This window comes from Streptomyces sp. CB01201 (assembly GCF_002803085.1).
GTDB classification, from domain to species: domain Bacteria; phylum Actinomycetota; class Actinomycetes; order Streptomycetales; family Streptomycetaceae; genus Streptomyces; species Streptomyces hundungensis.
In genome coordinates, this window is the sequence record NZ_NNBJ01000001.1 from 687,263 (window position 1) to 705,992 (window position 18,730).

General features: G+C 71.4%; 19 protein-coding genes. 10 read left to right on the top strand and 9 right to left on the bottom strand.

The window, feature by feature from the left end:
- Positions 1–20: 20 nt before the first annotated feature.
- From CG740_RS39530 to CG740_RS03140, 6 genes are all read right to left on the bottom strand, one after another.
- Positions 21–683, bottom strand: a complete 663-nt coding sequence (locus CG740_RS39530) for a hypothetical protein (RefSeq protein ID WP_159030209.1) — start codon at positions 681–683, stop codon at positions 21–23.
- 277 nt (positions 684–960) lie between these two features.
- A complete protein-coding gene (adh, locus tag CG740_RS03120; protein WP_100573295.1) occupies positions 961–2,484 on the bottom strand; it encodes an aldehyde dehydrogenase in 1,524 nt (507 codons plus the stop codon).
- Positions 2,485–2,541: 57 nt separating this feature from the next.
- Complete coding sequence (locus CG740_RS03125; protein ID WP_234376018.1) at positions 2,542–3,834, bottom strand: GAF domain-containing protein; 1,293 nt, start codon at positions 3,832–3,834, stop codon at positions 2,542–2,544.
- Between the two features lie 124 nt (positions 3,835–3,958).
- Positions 3,959–4,534 (bottom strand): N-acetylmuramoyl-L-alanine amidase, encoded by a 576-nt coding sequence (locus CG740_RS03130; protein ID WP_100573296.1) that lies wholly within the window; start codon positions 4,532–4,534, stop codon positions 3,959–3,961.
- 15 nt (positions 4,535–4,549) lie between these two features.
- Positions 4,550–5,578: an acetamidase/formamidase family protein gene (locus CG740_RS03135; RefSeq protein ID WP_100573297.1), complete on the bottom strand. Its 1,029-nt coding sequence runs from the start codon at positions 5,576–5,578 to the stop codon at positions 4,550–4,552.
- On the bottom strand, positions 5,575–7,068 hold the full coding sequence (locus CG740_RS03140; RefSeq protein WP_234376019.1) for an APC family permease: 1,494 nt from the start codon (positions 7,066–7,068) through the stop codon (positions 5,575–5,577). The genes CG740_RS03135 and CG740_RS03140 overlap by 4 nt, the downstream gene beginning before the upstream one ends.
- A 349-nt stretch (positions 7,069–7,417) precedes the next feature.
- Here CG740_RS03140 and CG740_RS03145 point away from each other — a divergent pair, with 349 nt between their 5' ends.
- Together CG740_RS03145 and CG740_RS03150 are read left to right on the top strand one after the other, a co-directional pair.
- A complete protein-coding gene (locus CG740_RS03145; RefSeq protein ID WP_100573298.1) occupies positions 7,418–8,479 on the top strand; it encodes a fatty acid desaturase family protein in 1,062 nt (353 codons plus the stop codon).
- Positions 8,480–8,572: 93 nt separating this feature from the next.
- Positions 8,573–8,755: a hypothetical protein gene (locus tag CG740_RS03150; RefSeq protein WP_100573299.1), complete on the top strand. Its 183-nt coding sequence runs from the start codon at positions 8,573–8,575 to the stop codon at positions 8,753–8,755.
- Here CG740_RS03150 and CG740_RS03155 read toward each other — a convergent pair.
- Both CG740_RS03155 and CG740_RS03160 read right to left on the bottom strand, forming a co-directional pair.
- Positions 8,752–9,843: a hypothetical protein gene (locus CG740_RS03155; RefSeq protein WP_100573300.1), complete on the bottom strand. Its 1,092-nt coding sequence runs from the start codon at positions 9,841–9,843 to the stop codon at positions 8,752–8,754. The genes CG740_RS03150 and CG740_RS03155 overlap by 4 nt on opposite strands.
- 96 nt (positions 9,844–9,939) lie before the next feature.
- Positions 9,940–10,206: a hypothetical protein gene (locus CG740_RS03160; RefSeq protein ID WP_100573301.1), complete on the bottom strand. Its 267-nt coding sequence runs from the start codon at positions 10,204–10,206 to the stop codon at positions 9,940–9,942.
- A 168-nt stretch (positions 10,207–10,374) separates the two neighbouring features.
- Between CG740_RS03160 and CG740_RS03165 the strand changes: the two genes are divergently transcribed.
- Complete coding sequence (locus CG740_RS03165; protein ID WP_100573302.1) at positions 10,375–11,301, top strand: oxygenase MpaB family protein; 927 nt, start codon at positions 10,375–10,377, stop codon at positions 11,299–11,301.
- An 88-nt stretch (positions 11,302–11,389) separates the two neighbouring features.
- Here CG740_RS03165 and CG740_RS03170 read toward each other — a convergent pair whose 3' ends face one another.
- Positions 11,390–11,989, bottom strand: a complete 600-nt coding sequence (locus tag CG740_RS03170) for a class I SAM-dependent methyltransferase (RefSeq protein WP_100573303.1) — start codon at positions 11,987–11,989, stop codon at positions 11,390–11,392.
- A 169-nt stretch (positions 11,990–12,158) separates the two neighbouring features.
- Here CG740_RS03170 and CG740_RS03175 point away from each other — a divergent pair, with 169 nt between their 5' ends.
- The 7 genes from CG740_RS03175 (at position 12,159) to CG740_RS03205 (ending at position 18,686) form a co-directional block, all read left to right on the top strand.
- Positions 12,159–12,926: an MHYT domain-containing protein gene (locus CG740_RS03175; protein ID WP_100573304.1), complete on the top strand. Its 768-nt coding sequence runs from the start codon at positions 12,159–12,161 to the stop codon at positions 12,924–12,926.
- 49 nt (positions 12,927–12,975) lie between these two features.
- The gene (locus CG740_RS03180; RefSeq protein WP_199846304.1) at positions 12,976–15,489 is read left to right on the top strand and encodes a sensor histidine kinase; all 2,514 of its coding nucleotides are present in this window, start codon (positions 12,976–12,978) and stop codon (positions 15,487–15,489) included.
- Positions 15,486–15,971 carry a roadblock/LC7 domain-containing protein gene (locus CG740_RS03185; protein ID WP_100573305.1) on the top strand — a complete coding sequence of 162 codons (486 nt, stop codon included), beginning with the start codon at positions 15,486–15,488 and terminating at the stop codon, positions 15,969–15,971. The genes CG740_RS03180 and CG740_RS03185 overlap by 4 nt, the downstream gene beginning before the upstream one ends.
- 21 nt (positions 15,972–15,992) lie before the next feature.
- Positions 15,993–16,409: a DUF742 domain-containing protein gene (locus tag CG740_RS03190; protein WP_100573306.1), complete on the top strand. Its 417-nt coding sequence runs from the start codon at positions 15,993–15,995 to the stop codon at positions 16,407–16,409.
- Entirely contained in the window at positions 16,390–16,983 is a 594-nt protein-coding gene (locus CG740_RS03195; protein WP_100573307.1) for a GTP-binding protein, read from the top strand. Before CG740_RS03190 ends, CG740_RS03195 begins: the two co-directional genes overlap by 20 nt.
- A 124-nt stretch (positions 16,984–17,107) precedes the next feature.
- Positions 17,108–17,521 carry a roadblock/LC7 domain-containing protein gene (locus CG740_RS03200; RefSeq protein ID WP_100573308.1) on the top strand — a complete coding sequence of 138 codons (414 nt, stop codon included), beginning with the start codon at positions 17,108–17,110 and terminating at the stop codon, positions 17,519–17,521.
- A gap of 154 nt (positions 17,522–17,675) precedes the next feature.
- The gene (locus CG740_RS03205) at positions 17,676–18,686 is read left to right on the top strand and encodes a DUF6397 family protein (RefSeq protein ID WP_234376020.1); all 1,011 of its coding nucleotides are present in this window, start codon (positions 17,676–17,678) and stop codon (positions 18,684–18,686) included.
- The last annotated feature ends 44 nt before the right edge of the window (positions 18,687–18,730 follow it).

Sequence of the window (18,730 nt, forward strand, 5' to 3'; positions counted from 1 at the left end):
TCACGAAACCGCACTGAGTACTAGGTGGCGAGGTCCCAAACCGTCGCTCTCAGCCTCATGGTGTGCCCACCCGCTGCGGCCGACACGACACGCACGAACGCAATACGCCCCTCGGTGGTCTGAATACAGAACTGCGCATTCTGAGGCGGGTCCTGCAACATGGGGTCGCCGTTGCTCCGCAACGCCTTCGCGCACTCCGCCTCGGTCGGATCAGCATGACCTCCCGAAATCGGCGCAATGATCGCCGCGAGCCGGGGGCCACCGTGGAATTTGGTGGAACCAGCCGTCCCGCTTCCATCGGTGACGGCCGACAAGTCAGCGCCCTTGAGGGCATCCGCAACAAGCGGCTTGCGCGTGTCGAAGTCGATGTCAACCCCGTAGGCGCTACTCTGGAACTGAATGTCGTATGGACCGAACATGGCGGGGGACGCCGTGTTCCCCGGGCTGGCCGGATCCGCTGACACGGCTGGCTTGGCTTGATCAGGCGTGGCAGACGGTGCCCCCGCGACGGCGGGTGGCTTCGAGTCGTCAGCAGAGCTGTGCCGGTTGTCGATGAACACCGTGGCTGCGATGCCAACGACGGGCACGACGATGCCCACGACCCACCAGGCCCAGCGCGGCTGCCCCGGCGCAGACGTGCCCGGGCCCGCTGCCGACGGATTGCTACCGCTGCTGTTCGTCACAACTTCCCCACCACTTCACTGGCATCCCGGCAGTTCACATTATGACGGACTCCATAGCCCGGTGATCAGTTCCCGGCCGTGTCACGGAGTCGAAGGTCGCACTCGGGCGGCGGAGGCGACTGGATCTTTGAGATTCCACTTCTGGTCCACGGCTGGACCGGGATGATGTCACCTGAGCGCGTGTGGTGGTGCAAGGTGTTGACCTTGTCGCTGAGCGCGTTTGTCGTGCTGGGTGGTCTGGAGAACAACAGCGCCTTAACGCCGCCCACTTGAAGGTCTAGAAGAAGCCGAGCTTCTGAGGGCTGTAGGAACAAAGAATGTTCTTCGTCTGCTGATAGTGGTCCAGCATCATCCGGTGCGTCTCGCGCCCGATGCCCGACTGCTTGTAGCCGCCGAACGCGGCGTGCGCCGGGTACGCGTGGTAGCAGTTGGTCCAGACCCGCCCCGCCTGGATGGCTCGGCCGGCGCGGTAGGCCGTGTTCATGTCGCGGGTCCAGACGCCCGCGCCCAAGCCGTACAGGGTGTCGTTCGCCGTGCCGATCGCGTCGTCGAAGTCGGTGAAGGACGTCACCGCGACGACCGGGCCGAAGATCTCCTCCTGGAAGATCCGCATACGGTTGTCGCCCTCGAAGATGGTGGGCTGGACGTAGTAGCCGCCCTCCAACTCGCCACCGTGGTGGACGCGTTGACCACCCGTCAGGATCTTGGCACCCTCCTGCTGGCCGATGTCCAGATAGGAGAGGATCTTCTGGAGCTGGTCGTTGGAGGCCTGGGCGCCGATCATCGTGTCGGTGTCCAGCGGGTGGCCCGGCACGATCTGTTCGGTGCGGGCGATCGCTGCTTCCAGGAACTCGCTGTAGTGACCGCGCTGGATCAGGGCGCGGGACGGGCAGGTGCAGACCTCGCCCTGGTTGAGGGCGAACATCGTGAAGCCTTCGAGCGCCTTGTCGCGGAAGTCGTCGTCCCGCGCCCACACGTCGTCGAAGAAGATGTTCGGTGACTTGCCGCCCAGTTCGAGCGTGACGGGCCTGATGTTCTCCGAGGCGTACTGCATGATCAGCCGCCCCGTCGTGGTCTCGCCCGTGAACGCGATCTTCGCGACGCGCGGGCTCGACGCCAGCGGCTTGCCCGCCTCCACGCCGAAGCCGTTGACGATGTTCACCACGCCCGGCGGGAGGAGGTCGGCCACCAGGCTCATCCAGAAGTGGATGGACGCCGGGGTCTGCTCGGCCGGCTTGAGCACCACCGCGTTGCCCGCCGCCAGGGCCGGGGCCAGCTTCCACACCGCCATCAGGATCGGGAAGTTCCACGGGATGATCTGGCCGACCACGCCCAGCGGCTCGTGGAAGTGGTACGCCACCGTGTCGTCGTCGAGCTCGCTGAGCGTGCCCTCCTGCGCGCGCAGCGCCCCCGCGAAGTACCTGAAGTGGTCGATGGCGAGCGGGATGTCGGCGGCCAGCGTCTCGCGGACGGGCTTGCCGTTCTCCCAGCTCTCCGCGATCGCCAGCTCCTCCAGATGGGCCTCCATCCGGTCCGCGATCTTCAGCAGCACGTTCCCGCGGGCCTCGGGCGAGGTACGCCCCCACGCGGGCGCGGCCGCGTGCGCCGCGTCCAGCGCCAGCTCGACGTCCTCGGCGGTGCCGCGCGCGATCTCGGCGAAGGGGCGGCCGTTGACGGGGCTCGGGTTCTCGAAGTACTGGCCGAGCCGCGGCGGCACGTACTCGCCGCCGATCCAGTTGTCATAGCGGGACTCGAACGAGACGAGCGCACCCTCGGTGCCGGGCGCTGCGTAACGGGTCATCTGCGTGGGCCTTCCTCTGCCGCGCCGCCCGCCCTTGAGCGGCGCACGCCGCGCAGCCTAGGCACCCGGACGTTGCGACTCCGTTGCGAGGCCCTGCTCCACTGCCAGCTCCCTCAACTTGCTTCGTACGGGCGCCTGTTGGCATCTCGGCAGTGCCATCGCCAAGGCCTGCCACACCGAAAGGTCCTCCTCGCCCCACGGGCTGTACGCCCAGTCGGCGAGGAGACCGGGATCGGCGCGCGCGATCAGTGCGGCACGCAGTTGATCGGCGAGGCGCCGGCGCAGGCGGGCCACGACGGGCGACTGCGAGCCGGGCAGGAGCGGCCCCGCGTAGACCGTCATGGCCGCGGCCACCGCACCGGAGCCGAGCCGCCGGGCCACCGTGTCGAAGTCCGCGTCGACCGGGGCGGTCAGCCGGTAGGGACGTGAGGCGAGAAGCTCGGGACCCAACAGCCTGCGCAGGCGCGAGAGTTCGGCGCGCAGGGTGACGGGGCTGACCGCCTCGTCCTCGTACAGCGCCACCAGGAGTTCATCGCCGGTCAGACCCTCGGGGTGACGGGCGAGCAGGACCACGATCTCGCTGTGCCGCCGGCTCAGCCGCAGCTTGCGGCCGCCCGCCACCAGCAGCGCCTCGTCCCGGCCGAGGGCGCCGAGCCCGATCGCGTCGAGCGCGGGAGGCGGTGCCAGCAGGGCGAGTTCGGACTCGGCGGCCCGCGCGACCGCCTGGACGAAGCCGAGGCTGTGCGGATGGGCGAGGCCGTCGCCGCCGGTCAGATCGACGGCGCCGAGCAGCCGCCCGGTGCGGGGATCGTGCACCGGGGCCGCCGCGCAGGTCCAGCGTTGCACCGGGCGGCGGAAGTGCTCGGCCGAGAAGACCTGGACCGGCCGGTCCTCGGCCAGGGCGGTACCCGGGGCGTTGGTTCCCACGGCCGACTCCGCCCAGCGGGCGCCGGGCACGAAATTCATGCGCCCGGCCGCGCTCCGGGTCCGTGGATGACCCTCCACCCACAGGAGCCGTCCCTGCGCGTCGCACACCGCGGCCAGGTGCTCGCCGTCACCGGCGTACGTCCCGGTCAGCTCCCGTATCAGCGGCATGACGCGGGCGAGCGGATGGGCGTCACGGCAGGCGGCGAGGTCCTCTTCGCCGAGTTCCACGCCGGCCGTGCCGTCCGGACTGACCCGGGCCCGCGCGGAGCGCTGCCAGGATGCCGCGACCAGAGGGCGTACCGGACGCGTCACCCGCCCGCCGACGGTGAACTGCTCGTGCGCCCGCCGAAGTTGACGAGTGCGCTCGGCCGGATCCGCCCCCGCCTCCAGGGCCACCCAGGACTCGTCCCGCCTGTCCGTCACCTAGGGCCTCCCCGCGCACCGTATGGGCCGCCCTCCATCGTCGTCGCGGCGCGACGCCGCGGCAAGAAGCGCGGAACCGGAGCTTCTGGGAGAGTTGCCCACCGGTGCCCGAAGCGGCGTGCGCTCAGGCGAAGTTGACCAGCCGGATGTACCGTACCCAGTCCCACTGCGGCCCCGGATCGGTGTGATCGGTGCCGGGCACCTGGTAGTGGCCGAGGATGTGCTCACGGTCCTTCGGGATCCCGTACCGGTCGCAGACGTTCGCGGTGAGCGCCGCCGAACGCTCGTACAGCGCATTGGTGAAATAGGCCGGCTGATCGACCCAGCCCTCGTGCTCGATGCCGATGCTGCGGGTGTTGTAGTCCCAGTTCCCGGCGTGCCAGGCGATGTCGTGCTCCCGGACCATCTGCGCGATGTATCCGTCGGCCGAACGCGTCACGTAGTGCGCGGACACCTGCTTGGCCGGGTTCTGGAAGATGCCGATGGTGTTCGACCACGTCTCCTGGGTGACGTGGATGATGACGTAGTCGATCGAGTAGGACGAAGGCCTGCTCGAAGCGGTGTAGTTGGAGGACGACGCGGCCGTCCAGTGGGCCCCCGGATAGTCGGTGGTGCCGTCCGCCGCCGCCTCCGTGGCCGGGAACAGCAAACCGGCGCCGACCGTGGCGGCCGCGCCCTGGAGCAGTCTTCTTCGGTTCATGGACGTACCCCTGAACTAGGCTGTAAACGTGTGGAGTTGACCGGCCAGCGCCCTCAGGTGACGATGCAGGCCGCGGTGCGGCTCGCCCTGTCGGGGCAGCCACTCCTTGCGGATCTTGGCGACACAGGTGTAGTTGGTGTCGCAGACGTTGGCAAGCGGGGCCTCACCCGCCTGGCTCACCAGCTGGTACGCGTCCAGCTCGGAAAGGCCGAAGTCGCGCTCCAGCCAGCGCACCAGGTCCAACTGCGAGATGCGGAAGGCGTCTTCGAGAGGCCGGGCCGATCCCGTCGACATGATGTGCGAGTCGGACTCGATGCGCGGCCAGGGCGTCGCCACGCCCTTGAGCAGCTCCACCACGACCACCGAGTTCATGGCGCACTCCACGGCGACCCCGCATGTCTCGCCCTCGCCCTGTCGTGCGTGCCCGTCGCCGAGGCTGAACAGGGCGCCCTCCACATTGACGCCCAGATAGCAGGTCACCCCGGCCCGCATCTCGGGCGTGTCCATGTTCCCGCCGTGCGCGTCCGGCACCAGTGCCGAACGCACCTCCAGATTGGCCGGCGCCACCCCGACCGTGCCGTGCATCGGATCCATCGGCAGCTCGATCTCGATGTCGCTCTCCCGGGCCCGGAACAGACATGTCCCACGGGTCCGGTCGAGCTCCCACATCCACACCACCTCGGGCAGCGGCGGCTGGAGCGTCGCCGTCGCACGGGTGGAGGTGAGCGCGCCGAACAGCGGGACGGTCGTGGATGCCGCCCAGTCCCGCGCGGGGCGGATCGACACGAAGTGCACGGCCAGGGTGTCGCCCGGCTCGGCGCCCTCCACGTAGAACGGCCCGGTCTGCGGGTTGAGGAACGGGAACTCGCAGACGCGGGACACCAGATCGCGCTCGGAGCGCACCCGACCGGCGAAGCAGTCCTCGGTGTAGAGGTCGAGGACGGTGCCGGGCGCGATGCGCGCGACGGGTGCCGCTCCGCCGAACGTCCAGGCGTACTCGTTCTCCTCGGGCCGCACGGTCACGATCACCGGGTCGTCGCTCATCCTCGTACCGCTCCTGTCTCCTCGTGGTCCTCATCGGGATCGATGAGGTGGACGCGGCCGGTCTGCGCCAGCCGCTGCGGGTGGCGTCGTGCCAGCACCACGAGCACGACGATCCCGGCCGCCATCCACACCGCGACGACGGGCCCGGCATACGACACCGGAGGTGTGAGCTCGGCGACGAAACTGAAGGCGGGTATGCCCGCCGCCGTCAGGAGCGCCGGGACGAACGCGGCGATGCCGAGCGCCGGGAACAGGATGTGCCGCAGCGGACTGAACAGATCGCGGCGACGCCGTAGGAAGTATCCGGCGCAGGCCGCGTCGGCCACGATGTACACGCCGATGATCACGGTGACGATGACCGTGGCCAGCATCGCGAACGCCGTGACCGGGTCGTACGCCAGGCCGAGCCCGAGCATCACGGCCACCGCCACCGCGAACTGCACGGCGACGCCCGTCACGGGGGAGCGGCGGCTCGGGTGGAGCCGGGCGAAGGCGCGCGGGAAGACCCCGATCCGGCCCAGCGCGAAGGCGGTCCGGGTCGACACGTTGGAACAGGCGTTGGCGTTCGCCACCGTCGAGTTGACCACCGCCAGGAACAGAATCACCCAGAAGAGGCCGAACGAGGCCCGCGCCACGCCCTCCCACGAGGCGTCGCCGGAGGCGCCGAAGCCCGCGAACCGGTCGGGGCCGAAGTAGACGGCCATCGCGTACGTGGTGAGGACGTACACCACCCCGATCGCGAGAGCCGCCCCGAACACCGCCCGACGCATGGTGCGACGGGGGTCCTTCGCCTCCTCGGCGAGCGGGGCCGCCGCCTCGAAACCGGCGAACGCGAGCACCGTGTACACGGACCCGGCGAACACCCCGCCGAAGCCGCCGTAGCCGTGCGCGGTGTGCGAAGTGCCGAACACCGTAAGGGTGTTGTCGGATCCGGCGGCCACGATCAGCATCACCGCGAAGGCCACGAACACGAGGATCTCGAAGATGCCGAGGACCGTGCCGAACCGCGCCGAGGCGCGTACCCCGAAGAAGCCCGCGATCGCGATGACGACGGCCCCGGCGAGCGACCAGGGCCACCATAGGTCCGCCGGATACGACGTCCACTGCTGGTGCAGGGTGCCCGCGGTGGTGAAGCCCAGTTGCAGCAGAAGGAGCGGCGGCACCAGGGCCTCGACGAACACATAGCCCCAGCCGACCAGGAACCCGACGGCCGGGTGCAGGCCCTGGGCGCTGTAGGTGGCGACCGAGCCGGCGGCGGGCAGATGCTGCGCGAGCTCCGCCACGCATGAGGCGGTGAACAGACAGGCCACCAGGGCCACCACGACCGACAGGGGCAGGCTGCCGCCGGCGAACGCGGCACCGGCCGGAATGGAGGCGGCGACGGCCGCCGCGGGCGCCATCGCGGTGACGCTCTGGAACAGGACCTCGCGCAGTCCGACCGCGTTCCGCGCGAGACCCGTGCCCGTAGCCCTGCTGGATTCCCCCGACACGGTCGGCTCCCTCGATCGGTCAACAGGCAAGCGTCACAAGGTAGTTACCGTACGGTCCGGGGCGTGCGGGGTGGAAGGGGGCGGGCGGTGCGGGCGAGGTGGGCTCAGGCCCTGGACCCTCCGGAACAGCGCCCGGGACGCACCTTCGCGCGGGCCGACGCGACTTCCCCGGAGGGGGCGCGGATGCGTCCCTGACCAGGGTGGGTGTTGCCAGCACCACCTATGAGCGCGGGGCAACCCCCCGTCGGCAGACGGGGGGTGACTCCATGGTCGTCAAGGGGTGCCGGTCCGTACGTTCAGTGAGGTCAGCGCAGGGAACTGCGGGGGACGACCGAACACCGGAGACGTGATGCCACAGGCCACCATGCCCCAACCGAGCACGGGCCTCGGCGCCCCGGCCGAGCCACGGGCCGGGAGCGAATTCGCGCCCCTGCTCAAGACGGTGAAGGGGCAGGGCCTTCTCGACCGGCGCACCGGCTGGTACGCCGCCCGCATCGCCGTCAACCTGCTCGCGCTCGCCGGGACGGCCGCCGCGATGGTGTTCACCGGCGACACCTGGTGGACCCTGCTCCTCGCCGTGCCGCTCTCCGTGTTCTGGGCGCGAGCCGCGTTCTTCGGCCACGACGCCGGGCATGGCCAGATCACCCGCGGCAAGCGCATGGGCCGGGTGATCGGGCTGTGCCACAGCGACCTCCTCCTCGGCATGAGCTATGCCTGGTGGAACGACAAGCACAACCGGCACCACGCCAACCCCAACCACGTGGACAAGGACCCCGATGTCGGCGTCGGCGCCCTCGTGTGGACCCAGCGCCAGGCCGAGCACCGCGAGGGCTTCGCCCGCTGGCTCACCCGCAACCAGGCCCGGCTCTTCTTTCCGATGCTGCTCCTGGAGGGCATCGCCCTGAAGGTGTACGGATTCCAGGACCTCAGGCGGCAGCCGCCGCGCGAGCGCGCCGTGGAAGCGCCGCTCCTCCTGGTCCACCTCGCCGGCTACGCGACGCTGCTCCTGACGATCATGTCGCCGGGCAAGGCGCTGGCCTTCGCACTGCTGCACCACGCCCTGTTCGGTCTGCACCTGGGCATGACCTTCGCCCCCAACCACAAGGGCATGGAGATGCCCGACCCGGAGGACCCCGAGCACCGTGCGTGGGGACATCTGCGCCGACAGGTCCTGACCTCGCGCAACGTACGCGGCGGGCTGCTCACCGACTGGTTCCTCGGCGGTCTGAACTACCAGATAGAGCACCATCTGTTCCCGAACATGCCGCGCCCGCACCTGCGGTTCGCCCAGCCGATGGTCCGCGCCCACTGCGCCGCGCTGGGGATCCCGTACGCGGAGACCTCGCTGACCGACTCCTACCGGCAGGCTCTCGACCACATGCACGAGGTCGGCGCACCGCTGCGGAAGTGACGCATAGTGGAAGAAGCTGGAACCAGCGGGCGCGACCGTGCGTTCTCTGGACAGGAAGAGCGGCCGCGGGCCGTGCAGAGGAAGGCGACGGACATGTCGAAGCGCGCGATGATCGCCGCCGGTGGAGTCGTGGCGGGGCTCATTCTGATCCCCCTGATCGGCTTCTGGCTCGCCCTGCTGGTGCTGATAGGGGTCCCCGTGGTGGCCTACCTGACGCTGGACCCGAGCCAGCGCCGTCGGCTGCGCCGCATATCCCGCAAGGAGCTCGGCCGCTAGAGGGGCCGCACCGCCATCGCCCCCAGCGCTTCGAGGAGGCCGGGCAATTCCTCGTCGCGGGCCACCGGGTGGACATCGCCCGGGCACCCGTCGAGCAGGACGAAGGCCATGTCGTCGGTCCTGGCGACCAGGGACCAGCCGGGACCGTCGGCGCGCAGGGTGCGGGCGCCACCCGGCGCGAAGGTGGAGCGCACCCGGCCGATCGGGGGAGCGGCGTCGAGATAGCCGCGCAGCTCGGCGAGCGCGCGTCGCACTCCCCGCTCCTCCTGCTCATCGCCGTCGTCGTGCCGGTGTCCCCCGCCGGGGCCCGAGGCGGTAGCGGTGTCCGGCGCCTCCGGCTCGCGGGGTGTGCCGTGCCGGTCGCGCTCCTCGGGGGCCGTGGCCTCGACGGCGACAGCCTCGGCGCTCCCAGTCTGCTCGGCCCGCTCGCTCGGCTCGGCCCGTGTGCTCGGCTCGCCGACCCCGGCGCCCTCCTCGCCGCCGGCGGTGACGCCGTCCCCGCCGGAACCCGCTGGGGTGCTCCGGGTCTCGGAGCCACCGGAGGTGTCCGGGGCCGCCGTGCTGCCCGGCGGCTGCCCGAACGTGGCCACGTCCAACTGCTCGCGCCAGGTGCTCCACTGGACCGCCACCGCGTCCGCACCCAGGCGCCGCTGGGCCGGGCCCCATGCGTCGGTGTCGGGGGGCGTGAGCGCGGGAGGGCCCTCCGGGTCCGGCTCGGGGTCGTGCGGAGCAGGCACGTCCGGTGCCGAGACGACCAGCTCCAGCGGCCAGCCGGGCAGCGCCGCCACCACGGTGCGCTCGTCCGGGGACAGGTCGTACTCCATCCCGCAGTCCCAGGACGCGATCGCCACGGCCACGAGCGACACGTCGTCGATGACCACCGTCCAGCGGGCGCCCGCGCCGTCCTGCCCGAGGACGAGCCCGTACCCCTGGGCGTAGGGGCCGAGCCCGAGCGCCGCGCAGGCCTCGGGGTAGTCGTCGCCGAGCACGCTCGGGAACTGTGCGGGGGTGAGGAGCGCCGCCGTCAGCACGTAGAGCGCCTCGTCTGCGGTGGTTGTGGCCGCTTCCGCCTCGTCCGTCCCGGTCACGGAATCCTCCCCTTCGGTTCGCTCATCGGCGCACCCTAACTACTGGGTAACGCGGACGTCGAGGGTCCCGGACCGCGAACTCTCCTCGCGGGATCGTCAGGCCGCCGGCAGGTCCATCAGCTCCCGGACGACGGCGGTCGGCGACTCGTCGCGGTCGCGGGCCAGCGCGATGACGGCCCGGCAGGCCAGCTCCCGGACCCCGAACGACAGGGCTTCCGGTGACACCCAGCCGGCCGCCTCGTCGAGCGCGTCCTGGTCGTCCTCCGCGCAGGCCGCCACATACGCGGCCGCCGCCTCGAAGATGTTGTGCCGGCGATCGTCGGCCGGTGGTGAGTCGGCAGCCTTGCGGAATCTCGCGAACATCAGGACCACCTTCGCGTGGACGATCCGCGCGCACCCGCGCGGCAGGCCCGGTCTCTCGAACGGTCCTTATCACCGTGTTCCCGCCAACGCGTTCCCGCCAACGCGTTTCCCTCAACCTGTGAACGCCGACGTAGAGTTGGGTCTCCGTCGACAGATAGGGGGTCAGCCGTGACTCGCTTCGACCGGCTCAAGGAAATCCAACGCCTCGACCCCGAGCGGGACTTTCTGGAGATCCATCGGATGACGGCGAGCCTGGAGTTCCCGTGGGACTACACCCGCGCCCTGGAGCTCGCGCTGTATCGCACCTATGCCGTGCCGAGCATCGGCCAACTCCTGGCCCGCACAGCAGAGCTGACGGAGCGTTCGCAGAAGCGGTACGACGACACTACCCTGCTCCTCGATGCCGTCGTCGAGCACGGCTTCGACAGCGTGGACGGACGGGCCGCGGTGCGCCGCGTCAACCAGATGCACCGCTCGTACGACATCGGCGACGACGACATGCGCTATGTGCTCTGCACCTTCGTGGTGGTGCCGAAGCGCTGGCTCGACTCCTACGGATGGCGGCGCCTGAGCGACCACGAAATGCGTGCCGCTGCCCGCTACTACCAGACGCTCGGCCGACACCTGGGCATCAAGGAAATCCCCGACTCCTACGAGGAGTTCGAGCGCTGCCTGGACGATTACGAGGCCGCCCACTTCGGCTTCGACGCGGGCGGCCGGAAGGTGTCGGACGCGACCCTCGACCTCATGGCCTCCTGGTACCCGCGCCCGCTGGCCCCCGCGCTGCGCACCGTGAGCCTCGCCCTGCTCGACGACGCCCTCCTTCGAGCGTTCCGCTACGAGCGGCCCGCCCCGGCCGTGCGGTCCCTGGTCCGTGGCGCGCTACGCCTGCGAGCCCGAGCCGTACGCCTGCTCCCGCCGCGCTCCACGCCGCACTACGGCCGCCAGAACCGCGAGGTCAGGGGCTACCCGAACGGCTATCGCGTCCCGGAGCTCGGCACGTTTCCGGTGCCGGGCGTCCGGGGCTGCCCGGTGCCCCGCGCCGGGGCGGGCGGAACCGCGCCGGGCTCGTCGCCTCCGGCGTCCGGGTGGTGACCGTTCCGGACGCCGGGCACAACGTCATGTTCGACAACCCGGCCGGCTTCGTGCGGGAAGTGGCCCGAATCGGCCGGCGGGTCGCCGGTCAGCCTTCGCGCACCGCCACCGCGAGATAGCGCCGGTCCTCGTCGGCGTACGACAGGAGCCGCCAGTTGGCCGAGGCGAGCAACGGCCGCAGCCGGGGTTCCGCGCGCAGATCCTCGTCGCTGAGCGCCCGGCCGTGGCGGGCCGCGAGTGCGGCGCGGCCGATGGGGTGGAACAGGGCGAGGCGACCGCCGGGACGGGTGATCCGCGCCAACTCCCGCAGGTTCTGGGCTGGTTGGGGCAGATGGGAGATGAGACCGGAACCGAACACCACGTCGAAGGACGCGGGGGCGAGCGGTAGCCGGGTCACGTCCGCACGCAGCAGCGCGGCATGCCGGTCGCGCCCGGCCCGTACGGCCTCGGTGAGCATCTCCGGGGTGAGGTCCACGCCGACGACGACGCCGGTCGGGCCCACCGCGTCGCGCAGCGGCGCCAGGGCGCGGCCGGTGCCGCATCCCGCGTCGAGCACGGTGTCGCCCGGCGCAAGCCCGACCTCCGCGACGGCCGCCGCGAACGCCGGGCCGTCGTCGGGGAACTTGCGGTCCCAGTCGGTCGCGCGAGCGGCGAAGAATTCCTTGACACGTTCCTGGTCTCCGGCCATGGCCCCATGATCCCCCACGCGCCAACGATCCCGCAGTGGCCGAAAATAGACCACGGTGAGCGCATTCGAACAAAGCGCGATCGCGGGGGAACACCTCTTCGTCATATTCCAGCAGCTTTCGAACTGCGCCCCCGTCGTGCGCCCCGCCCCGGACTAGCGTCCCTGGGCCATGGGACACCTGGACCACGCCGCCTTCGGCTGGCTGACCCCCGTGCTGTCGTACGCGATGGCCTGCATAGGCGCCGCCCTCGGGCTGCGCTGCACCGTGCGCGCCCTGGGCGCCACCGGACGCTCCCGGCGCAACTGGCTGATCACCGCGGCCTCGGCCATCGGTACCGGCATCTGGACGATGCACTTCGTCGCGATGCTCGGCTTCGCCGTCAGTGGCACCGACATCCGCTACGACGTGCTCCTGACCGTTCTCAGCCTGCTCGTCGCCATGGTCTTCGTCGGCGCCGGAGTCTTCGCCGTCGGCTACGGCAAGGACCGCAACCGCGCCCTGCTGACCGGCGGCCTCGCCACCGGACTCGGTGTCGCCGGCATGCACTACCTCGGCATGGCGGCGTTGCGGCTGCACGGACAGGTCCACTACGACCCCGCGCTCGTCACGCTCTCCGTCGTCATCGCCGTGGCCGCCGCGACCGCCGCGCTGTGGGCCGGGCTCAACATCGAGTCACCCGTGGCCGTGGCGATCGCCTCCCTCGTCATGGGCGCGGCCGTCAGCACCATGCACTACACCGGCATGATCGCGGTGAGCGTGGACGTGGCCCCGAGCGGCGCCGTTCTGCCCGGGGCCACGGCGATGCAGTTCATCTTCCCCCTCGCCGTCGGCCTCGGGTCCTACCTCTTCATCACCGCCGCCTTCGTCGCGCTCTCCCCGACGGCCCGGGAGCGCGCCGCGTACGCCTCGGCGGAACAGCTCGCCGCCGCCCCCTGAACCGCTTCCGCCGCGCCGCACCCGGCCGCATCCATGAGCGAGGAGATCCGTGCGCACACCCCGCAAGGCCCCGGACGCCGCGCCGCCGAACCCGGTGGGCACCCGTGGACGACGCGCCCACGCAGGACCGCCGGCCGCCGACGAGCACGCCTTCGGTGAGCGCCCGGCGCCGCAGGACACCGAGGCCCTGTGGCGGCTGAGGCCGCGTACCGTTCGCGCCAAGATCGTCTCCCTGCTCATGGTGCCCGTCGTCTCGCTGCTCACCCTGTGGGGCTTCGCCACCGTCACCACGGCGCAGGACCTGTCCGCGCTGCGTCAGGCACGCCGCGTCGAGGAACAGATCCGCACTCCACTGATGGCCGCCGTGACAGCGCTTGAAGACGAACGGACCGCCGCAGTGGGGTACTTGGCGAACCCGGCAAGTGACCGTGCCGCCGAACTCGACCAGCGGGCCCAGCGCACCGACACCGCCCTCGCGGGGCTCAGGCTCGACCGGGACCACACCGTCGCCGATGCCGGGAGCGTGCCGGCGAGCGTGACCGACCGGCTGCGCGCCTTCGTCGCCCGGGCGGGGAAACTGCCCGCCCTGCGCACCGGCGTCCACGACCGGAGCGCCGCCTTGGACGCCGTCTACCAGCGGTACACCGAGGCCATCGCTGGGGGCTTCGACGTCGACGGCGCGCTCGCGGGTGTCCAGGCCCCGGCGCTCGGCCCCCAGACACGCGTCCTGTACGAGTTCGACCTGGCCGGCGAGATGCTCGCCCGCGAGGACGCGCTGATCTCCGCCGCGCAGCCCGGCCACACCTTCAGCGTCGAGCATCTGCGCCGCCTCACCGGGGCCGTCGACAGTCGCCGCACCCTCACCGAGAGCGCCACCGCCGATCTCACCGGACCCCTGCGCGCCTCCTGGACCCAGCTGAGCGGGCAGAGCGCGTACGCGGCGCTGACCTCCGCCGAGGACAGGCTTCAGGCCGCGGAACCGGGGCGGGCGGCGGCCGGCGCCGTGGACCCCGCCGCCTGGGACACCGTCGTCGGCACGGTGCGCAAGGGCATGCGGGACATCGGCGCCGCAGGGGCGCGGACCGCCACCGATCGCGCCGACCCGTTCACCCGCGGTCTGCTGAGCACAGGCGGCGCGGCCGTCCTGTTCGGCCTGGCCGCCGTCGCCGCATCGCTCGTGATCTCCGTACGCATCGGACGCGGGCTCGTCGTCGAACTGATCAGTCTGCGCAACAGCGCACTGGAGATCGCCCGCCGCAAACTCCCCACGGCCATGGGCAGGTTGAGGTCCGGTGAAGAGCTCGACATCGAAGCGGAGGCACCGCTCGGACCACTCCCGCGGGACGAGATCGCACAGGTCGGCGAGGCACTGGGCACCGTTCACCGGGCGGCCCTTTCAGCCGCCGTCGAACGCGCCGAACTGGCCGGCGGCATCTCCGGCGTCTTCGTCCATCTCGCGCGCCGCAGCCAGGTCCTCGTGCACCGCCAACTGGGCCTGCTCGACCGCATGGAGCGGCGTGCCGAGGACCCGGGCGAACTCGGCGACCTGTTCCGCCTCGACCATCTCACCACCCGCATGCGTCGCCACGCCGAGTCCCTGATCATCCTGTCCGGCGCCGCGCCCGGCCGCGCCTGGAGCGTGCCCGTCCCGCTCACCAATGTCGTACGGGCCGCCGTCTCCGAGATCGAGGACTACGCCCGGGTGGAAGTACGCCGGCTCCCCGAAGCCGCCGTCACCGGCGGCGCCGTCGCCGACCTCACGCACCTGCTCGCCGAACTCATCGAGAACGCCGCCCAGTTCTCGCCACCACACACCAAGGTGAGGGTCACCGGCGAGCCGGTCGGCAACGGCTACGCACTCGAAATCGAGGACCGGGGGCTCGGCATGGGCGACGGCGTCCTCGACGATGCCAACCGCAGGATCGAGCAGTCGGAGGCACTCGACCTCTTCGACAGCGACCGTCTCGGCCTTTTCGTCGTCAGCCGCCTCGCCGCCCGCCACACCATCAAGGTCCAGCTGCGCACCTCGCCGTACGGTGGCACCACCGCTGTCGTCCTCCTGCCAACTGGTCTCCTGCAAAATCCGGTTGAGGCGATCGAGCGGCCCGACGGGGTCGCGGTCCCGAGCGGCGGCCGGCCGAGCGACACGTCCCGCGAACCGATCGAGACGCCCCGTGGGCCCATCGGGCCGCCCTCGACGGTGCCGGCCCGACCGGCTCTGGTGGCCGAGCACGCCCCCTCCGCCACCGAGCCCGACTCCGCGGCACCGCCCGGTGTGAGCACCTTGCGCCAGCGGGCCCGCGGCATCGCCCCGGACGGTGGCGAGGACGGACTCCCGCGCCGGGTGCGCCAGGCCAGCCTCGCCCCGCAGCTGCGCGAGGCCCCCGCCGCCGGACCCGATACCGGCCCGGCCGCCGCCGCACCCACTCCCGAGCAGGCACGGGACCGCATGGCGGCCTACATGGGCGGCTGGGCCCGCGGCGGAGCGGACCGCCGCGCGACCCCAACCGCCGCCCCCAGCCGGTTCGTTGGCGGCCCCACCGACGAAGGAGACCGCGCATGATCGACCACCAGAGGCCCGACACCCCGCACCACGCGGAAGCGGCACCCGGCCCCGGCTCGCGTGCGCGACCCCGAACGCGCTCGGGTGAACTCGACTGGCTGCTCGACGACTTGGCCATGCGCGTGGGCGAAGTCCGGCATGCCGTCGTACTGTCCAACGACGGCCTGGCCGTGGGCGCCTCCAGCGCCCTGACCCGCGAGGACGCCGAACACCTCGCCGCGGTGGCCTCCGGGTTCCACAGCCTCGCCAAAGGAGCCGGACGCCACTTCCAGGTCGGCACGGTGCGCCAGACGATGGTCGAGATGGACGACGGCTTCCTGTTCGTCGCGGCCGCGGGAGACGGCTCCTGCCTCGCCGTACTCTCCTCGCTCACCACCGACATCGGGCTCATCGCGTACGAGATGGCGCGCCTGGTGAAACGGGTCGGCGAGCACCTCTGTACGCCGCCGCGGCACGCCGTGCGCCCGCCGGCCGCCGGCTGACCGGAAAGGCACGCCCATCCCATGACCGAGCACCGGCCGGAAGGCCCCGCGTACCGGCCGGGCCACTGGTACGACGCCGACGCGGGGCCGCTGGTCCGCCCGTACGCCATGACCGGGGGCCGCACCGCGCCGGGACCCAGCGGTGTGCGCCTCGACCTGATCGCACTCGTCACGCTCGCCGTACCGCGCGGGCCCGAGCCCGACGGCGAAGCCCTCCTCGGGCCCGAACACCGGGCACTGCTCGCCCTGTGCCGCAAGGAGACCCAGTCCGTCGCCGAACTCGCCGCCGACGCCGACCTGCCCGTCGGTGTCGTCCGCGTCCTCGTCGGGGACCTGCTCGAATCCGGTCACGTGGCCGTCAGCCGGCCCGTACCGCCCGCGCAGCTGCCCGACGAGATCATCCTGAGAGAAGTGATCGATGGCCTCCGAGCCCTGTGACCCCACGCCCGCCCTCGCGCTGAAGATCCTTGTCGCGGGCGGCTTCGGCGTCGGCAAGACCACCCTCGTCGGAGCGGTCAGCGAGATCCGGCCGCTGCGCACCGAGGAACTCCTCAGCGAGGCGGGGGAGTCGGTCGACGACACCGGTGGCGTGGACCAGAAGACCACGACGACCGTCGCCATGGACTTCGGCCGCATCACCATCCGCTCGGGCCTGTCCCTGTACCTCTTCGGCACACCGGGGCAGGATCGTTTCTGGTTCCTGTGGGACGAACTCTCCCAAGGCGCGCTCGGCGCGGTCGTCCTCGCCGACACCCGCCGCCTTCAGGACTGTTTCCCGGCGGTCGACTACTTCGAGCACCGTCGTATCCCGTTCGTCGTCGCCGTCAACTGCTTCGCGGGGACCCGCGCCCACGGAGCCGCGGATGTCTCGGCGGCGCTGGACCTGGACCGCGGCACCCCCGTGGTGCTGTGCGACGCCCGGGACCGCGACTCCGGGAAGGAGGTGCTGATCCGGCTCGTGGAGTACGCCGGGCGCGTGCACACCGCGCGCCTGCTCGACTCGGTCGGCTGAGGTCCCGGCCCGCTCCGCCGCGCGACTTGCCGGAGCCGGGCACCGCTTGCCCGGGGCGCGCCAGTGGTGAAGGGTGGCAGGAGAACGGGGACACGGGGAACCGCATGGATCGGGGAGGCCTGACATGGCACTGAACAAGGAACTCGACTGGTTGCTCGACGACCTGACCCGGCGGGTCGAGCACGTGCGGCACGCGATCGTACTCTCCAACGACGGCCTGGTCACCGCCGCGAGCGCGGACCTCCTGCGCGAGGACGCGGAACATCTGGCGGCGGTCTCCTCGGGTCTGCACAGTCTTGCCAAGGGCTCCGGACTGCACTTCCGGGCCGGCAAGGTCCGCCAGACCATGGTCGAGTTCGACGAGGGGGTCCTGTTCGTGACCGCGGCGGGCGACGGCAGCTGTCTGTGCGTGCTCAGCTCCGCCGATGCCGACATCGGCCAGATCGCGTACGAGATGACCCTGCTGGTGAACCGGGTCGGCGAGCACCTCTCGGTCGCGGCGCGGCAGCCGGGCGATTTCGGGACGACCGGGCTCTGACCGCCTGAACCGGCCAGTCCCAGGACGGACTTGAGTCCGTCGGGCGCCGGAGCGGAGTTATCCACAGGCCGAGCGGGATGTCGGCACGGCGCGTTACGGTCGTCACCGAGAGTATTCGTCTCTCGCGTACTCGTTCCTCACGGGGGAGGATCCGATGACCGTCTTCACCACCGTCACCACCGTCACCACCAAGAACGCCGTCGTACCCGCAGCCGTCGCGGGTGCGGCGGCGCCGGCCGGCCCACCGCTCGCACCGGGCGTCGCCGCGCGGGAACTGGAGCTCAAGCGGGCCGAGTTCGAGCTGGCCGTCCAACTCGGCCACATCCGCACCGTCCCGGGTCCGGGTCGCGGACACCGCCGCGTGACCGCGCGCGAGGTGGCCCGGCTGAGGGCAGCAGAGGGCTTTCCCGAAGGCCTGCGCGAACGGGTGCGGACCGTCGGCACGGCGGAGGGCGCCGAATTGCTCGGCATCGCGCCCGGCCGCTTCACCAGGCTCGCCCGCGCGGGCCGGTTCGCTCCCGTGCGCTGCTATCTCAACCGGTACCGGGCCGTGGTCTGGCTCTACCTGGCCGACGAGCTGGTCGAACTGGCGCTGCGCCGACCGGAGTTGCTCGGCGGACGCCATCCGGAGCCGGACCGAGACCAGGACTGGCGGCCGCGCAACTGGCGGGCCCGCAGGATCGCGATGCTGGCACGCCAGACCGACGACCAGTGGGAGCTGGCTGCCGCGGTCGCCGGCACGCTCGACAGCGCCCATCTCGCCCACATCGTGCCCGACCCTTATGAACGGGCCCATTTGAGACGCCTGTGCCCCGAGACCTTCAGGGTCCACCCCGAGTCGCCGACCGCCCGCGGCGTCATCGACGCCCTGGTCCTGGCGGACGAACCGGACGAGATCGACTGGTGCCGGCTGCGCCTGGTGGAGGCGCTCGCGGACGCCCGGGACCAAGGCCCGGCCCCGAGCCCCGCGTTCGATGCGGGCCCTACGCTCAACGCGGGCCCGGCGCCGGGGGACTTGTCGACAGACGCGCCGGAGGCGGCTCCCGCCGCCGGGGGCCCATCCTTCCGGCAGGCGGGAGCGCCGGTCCGACGAAGTGTGCTGGGGCGGCTGCGACGGGGAAGACAACCGGGCCGGGGTGGGCGGCGACCTGCCCCCAGTTCATGACATCCTGTGACGTCACAGCTCGCCGGACGGGATCGGCGGACGTC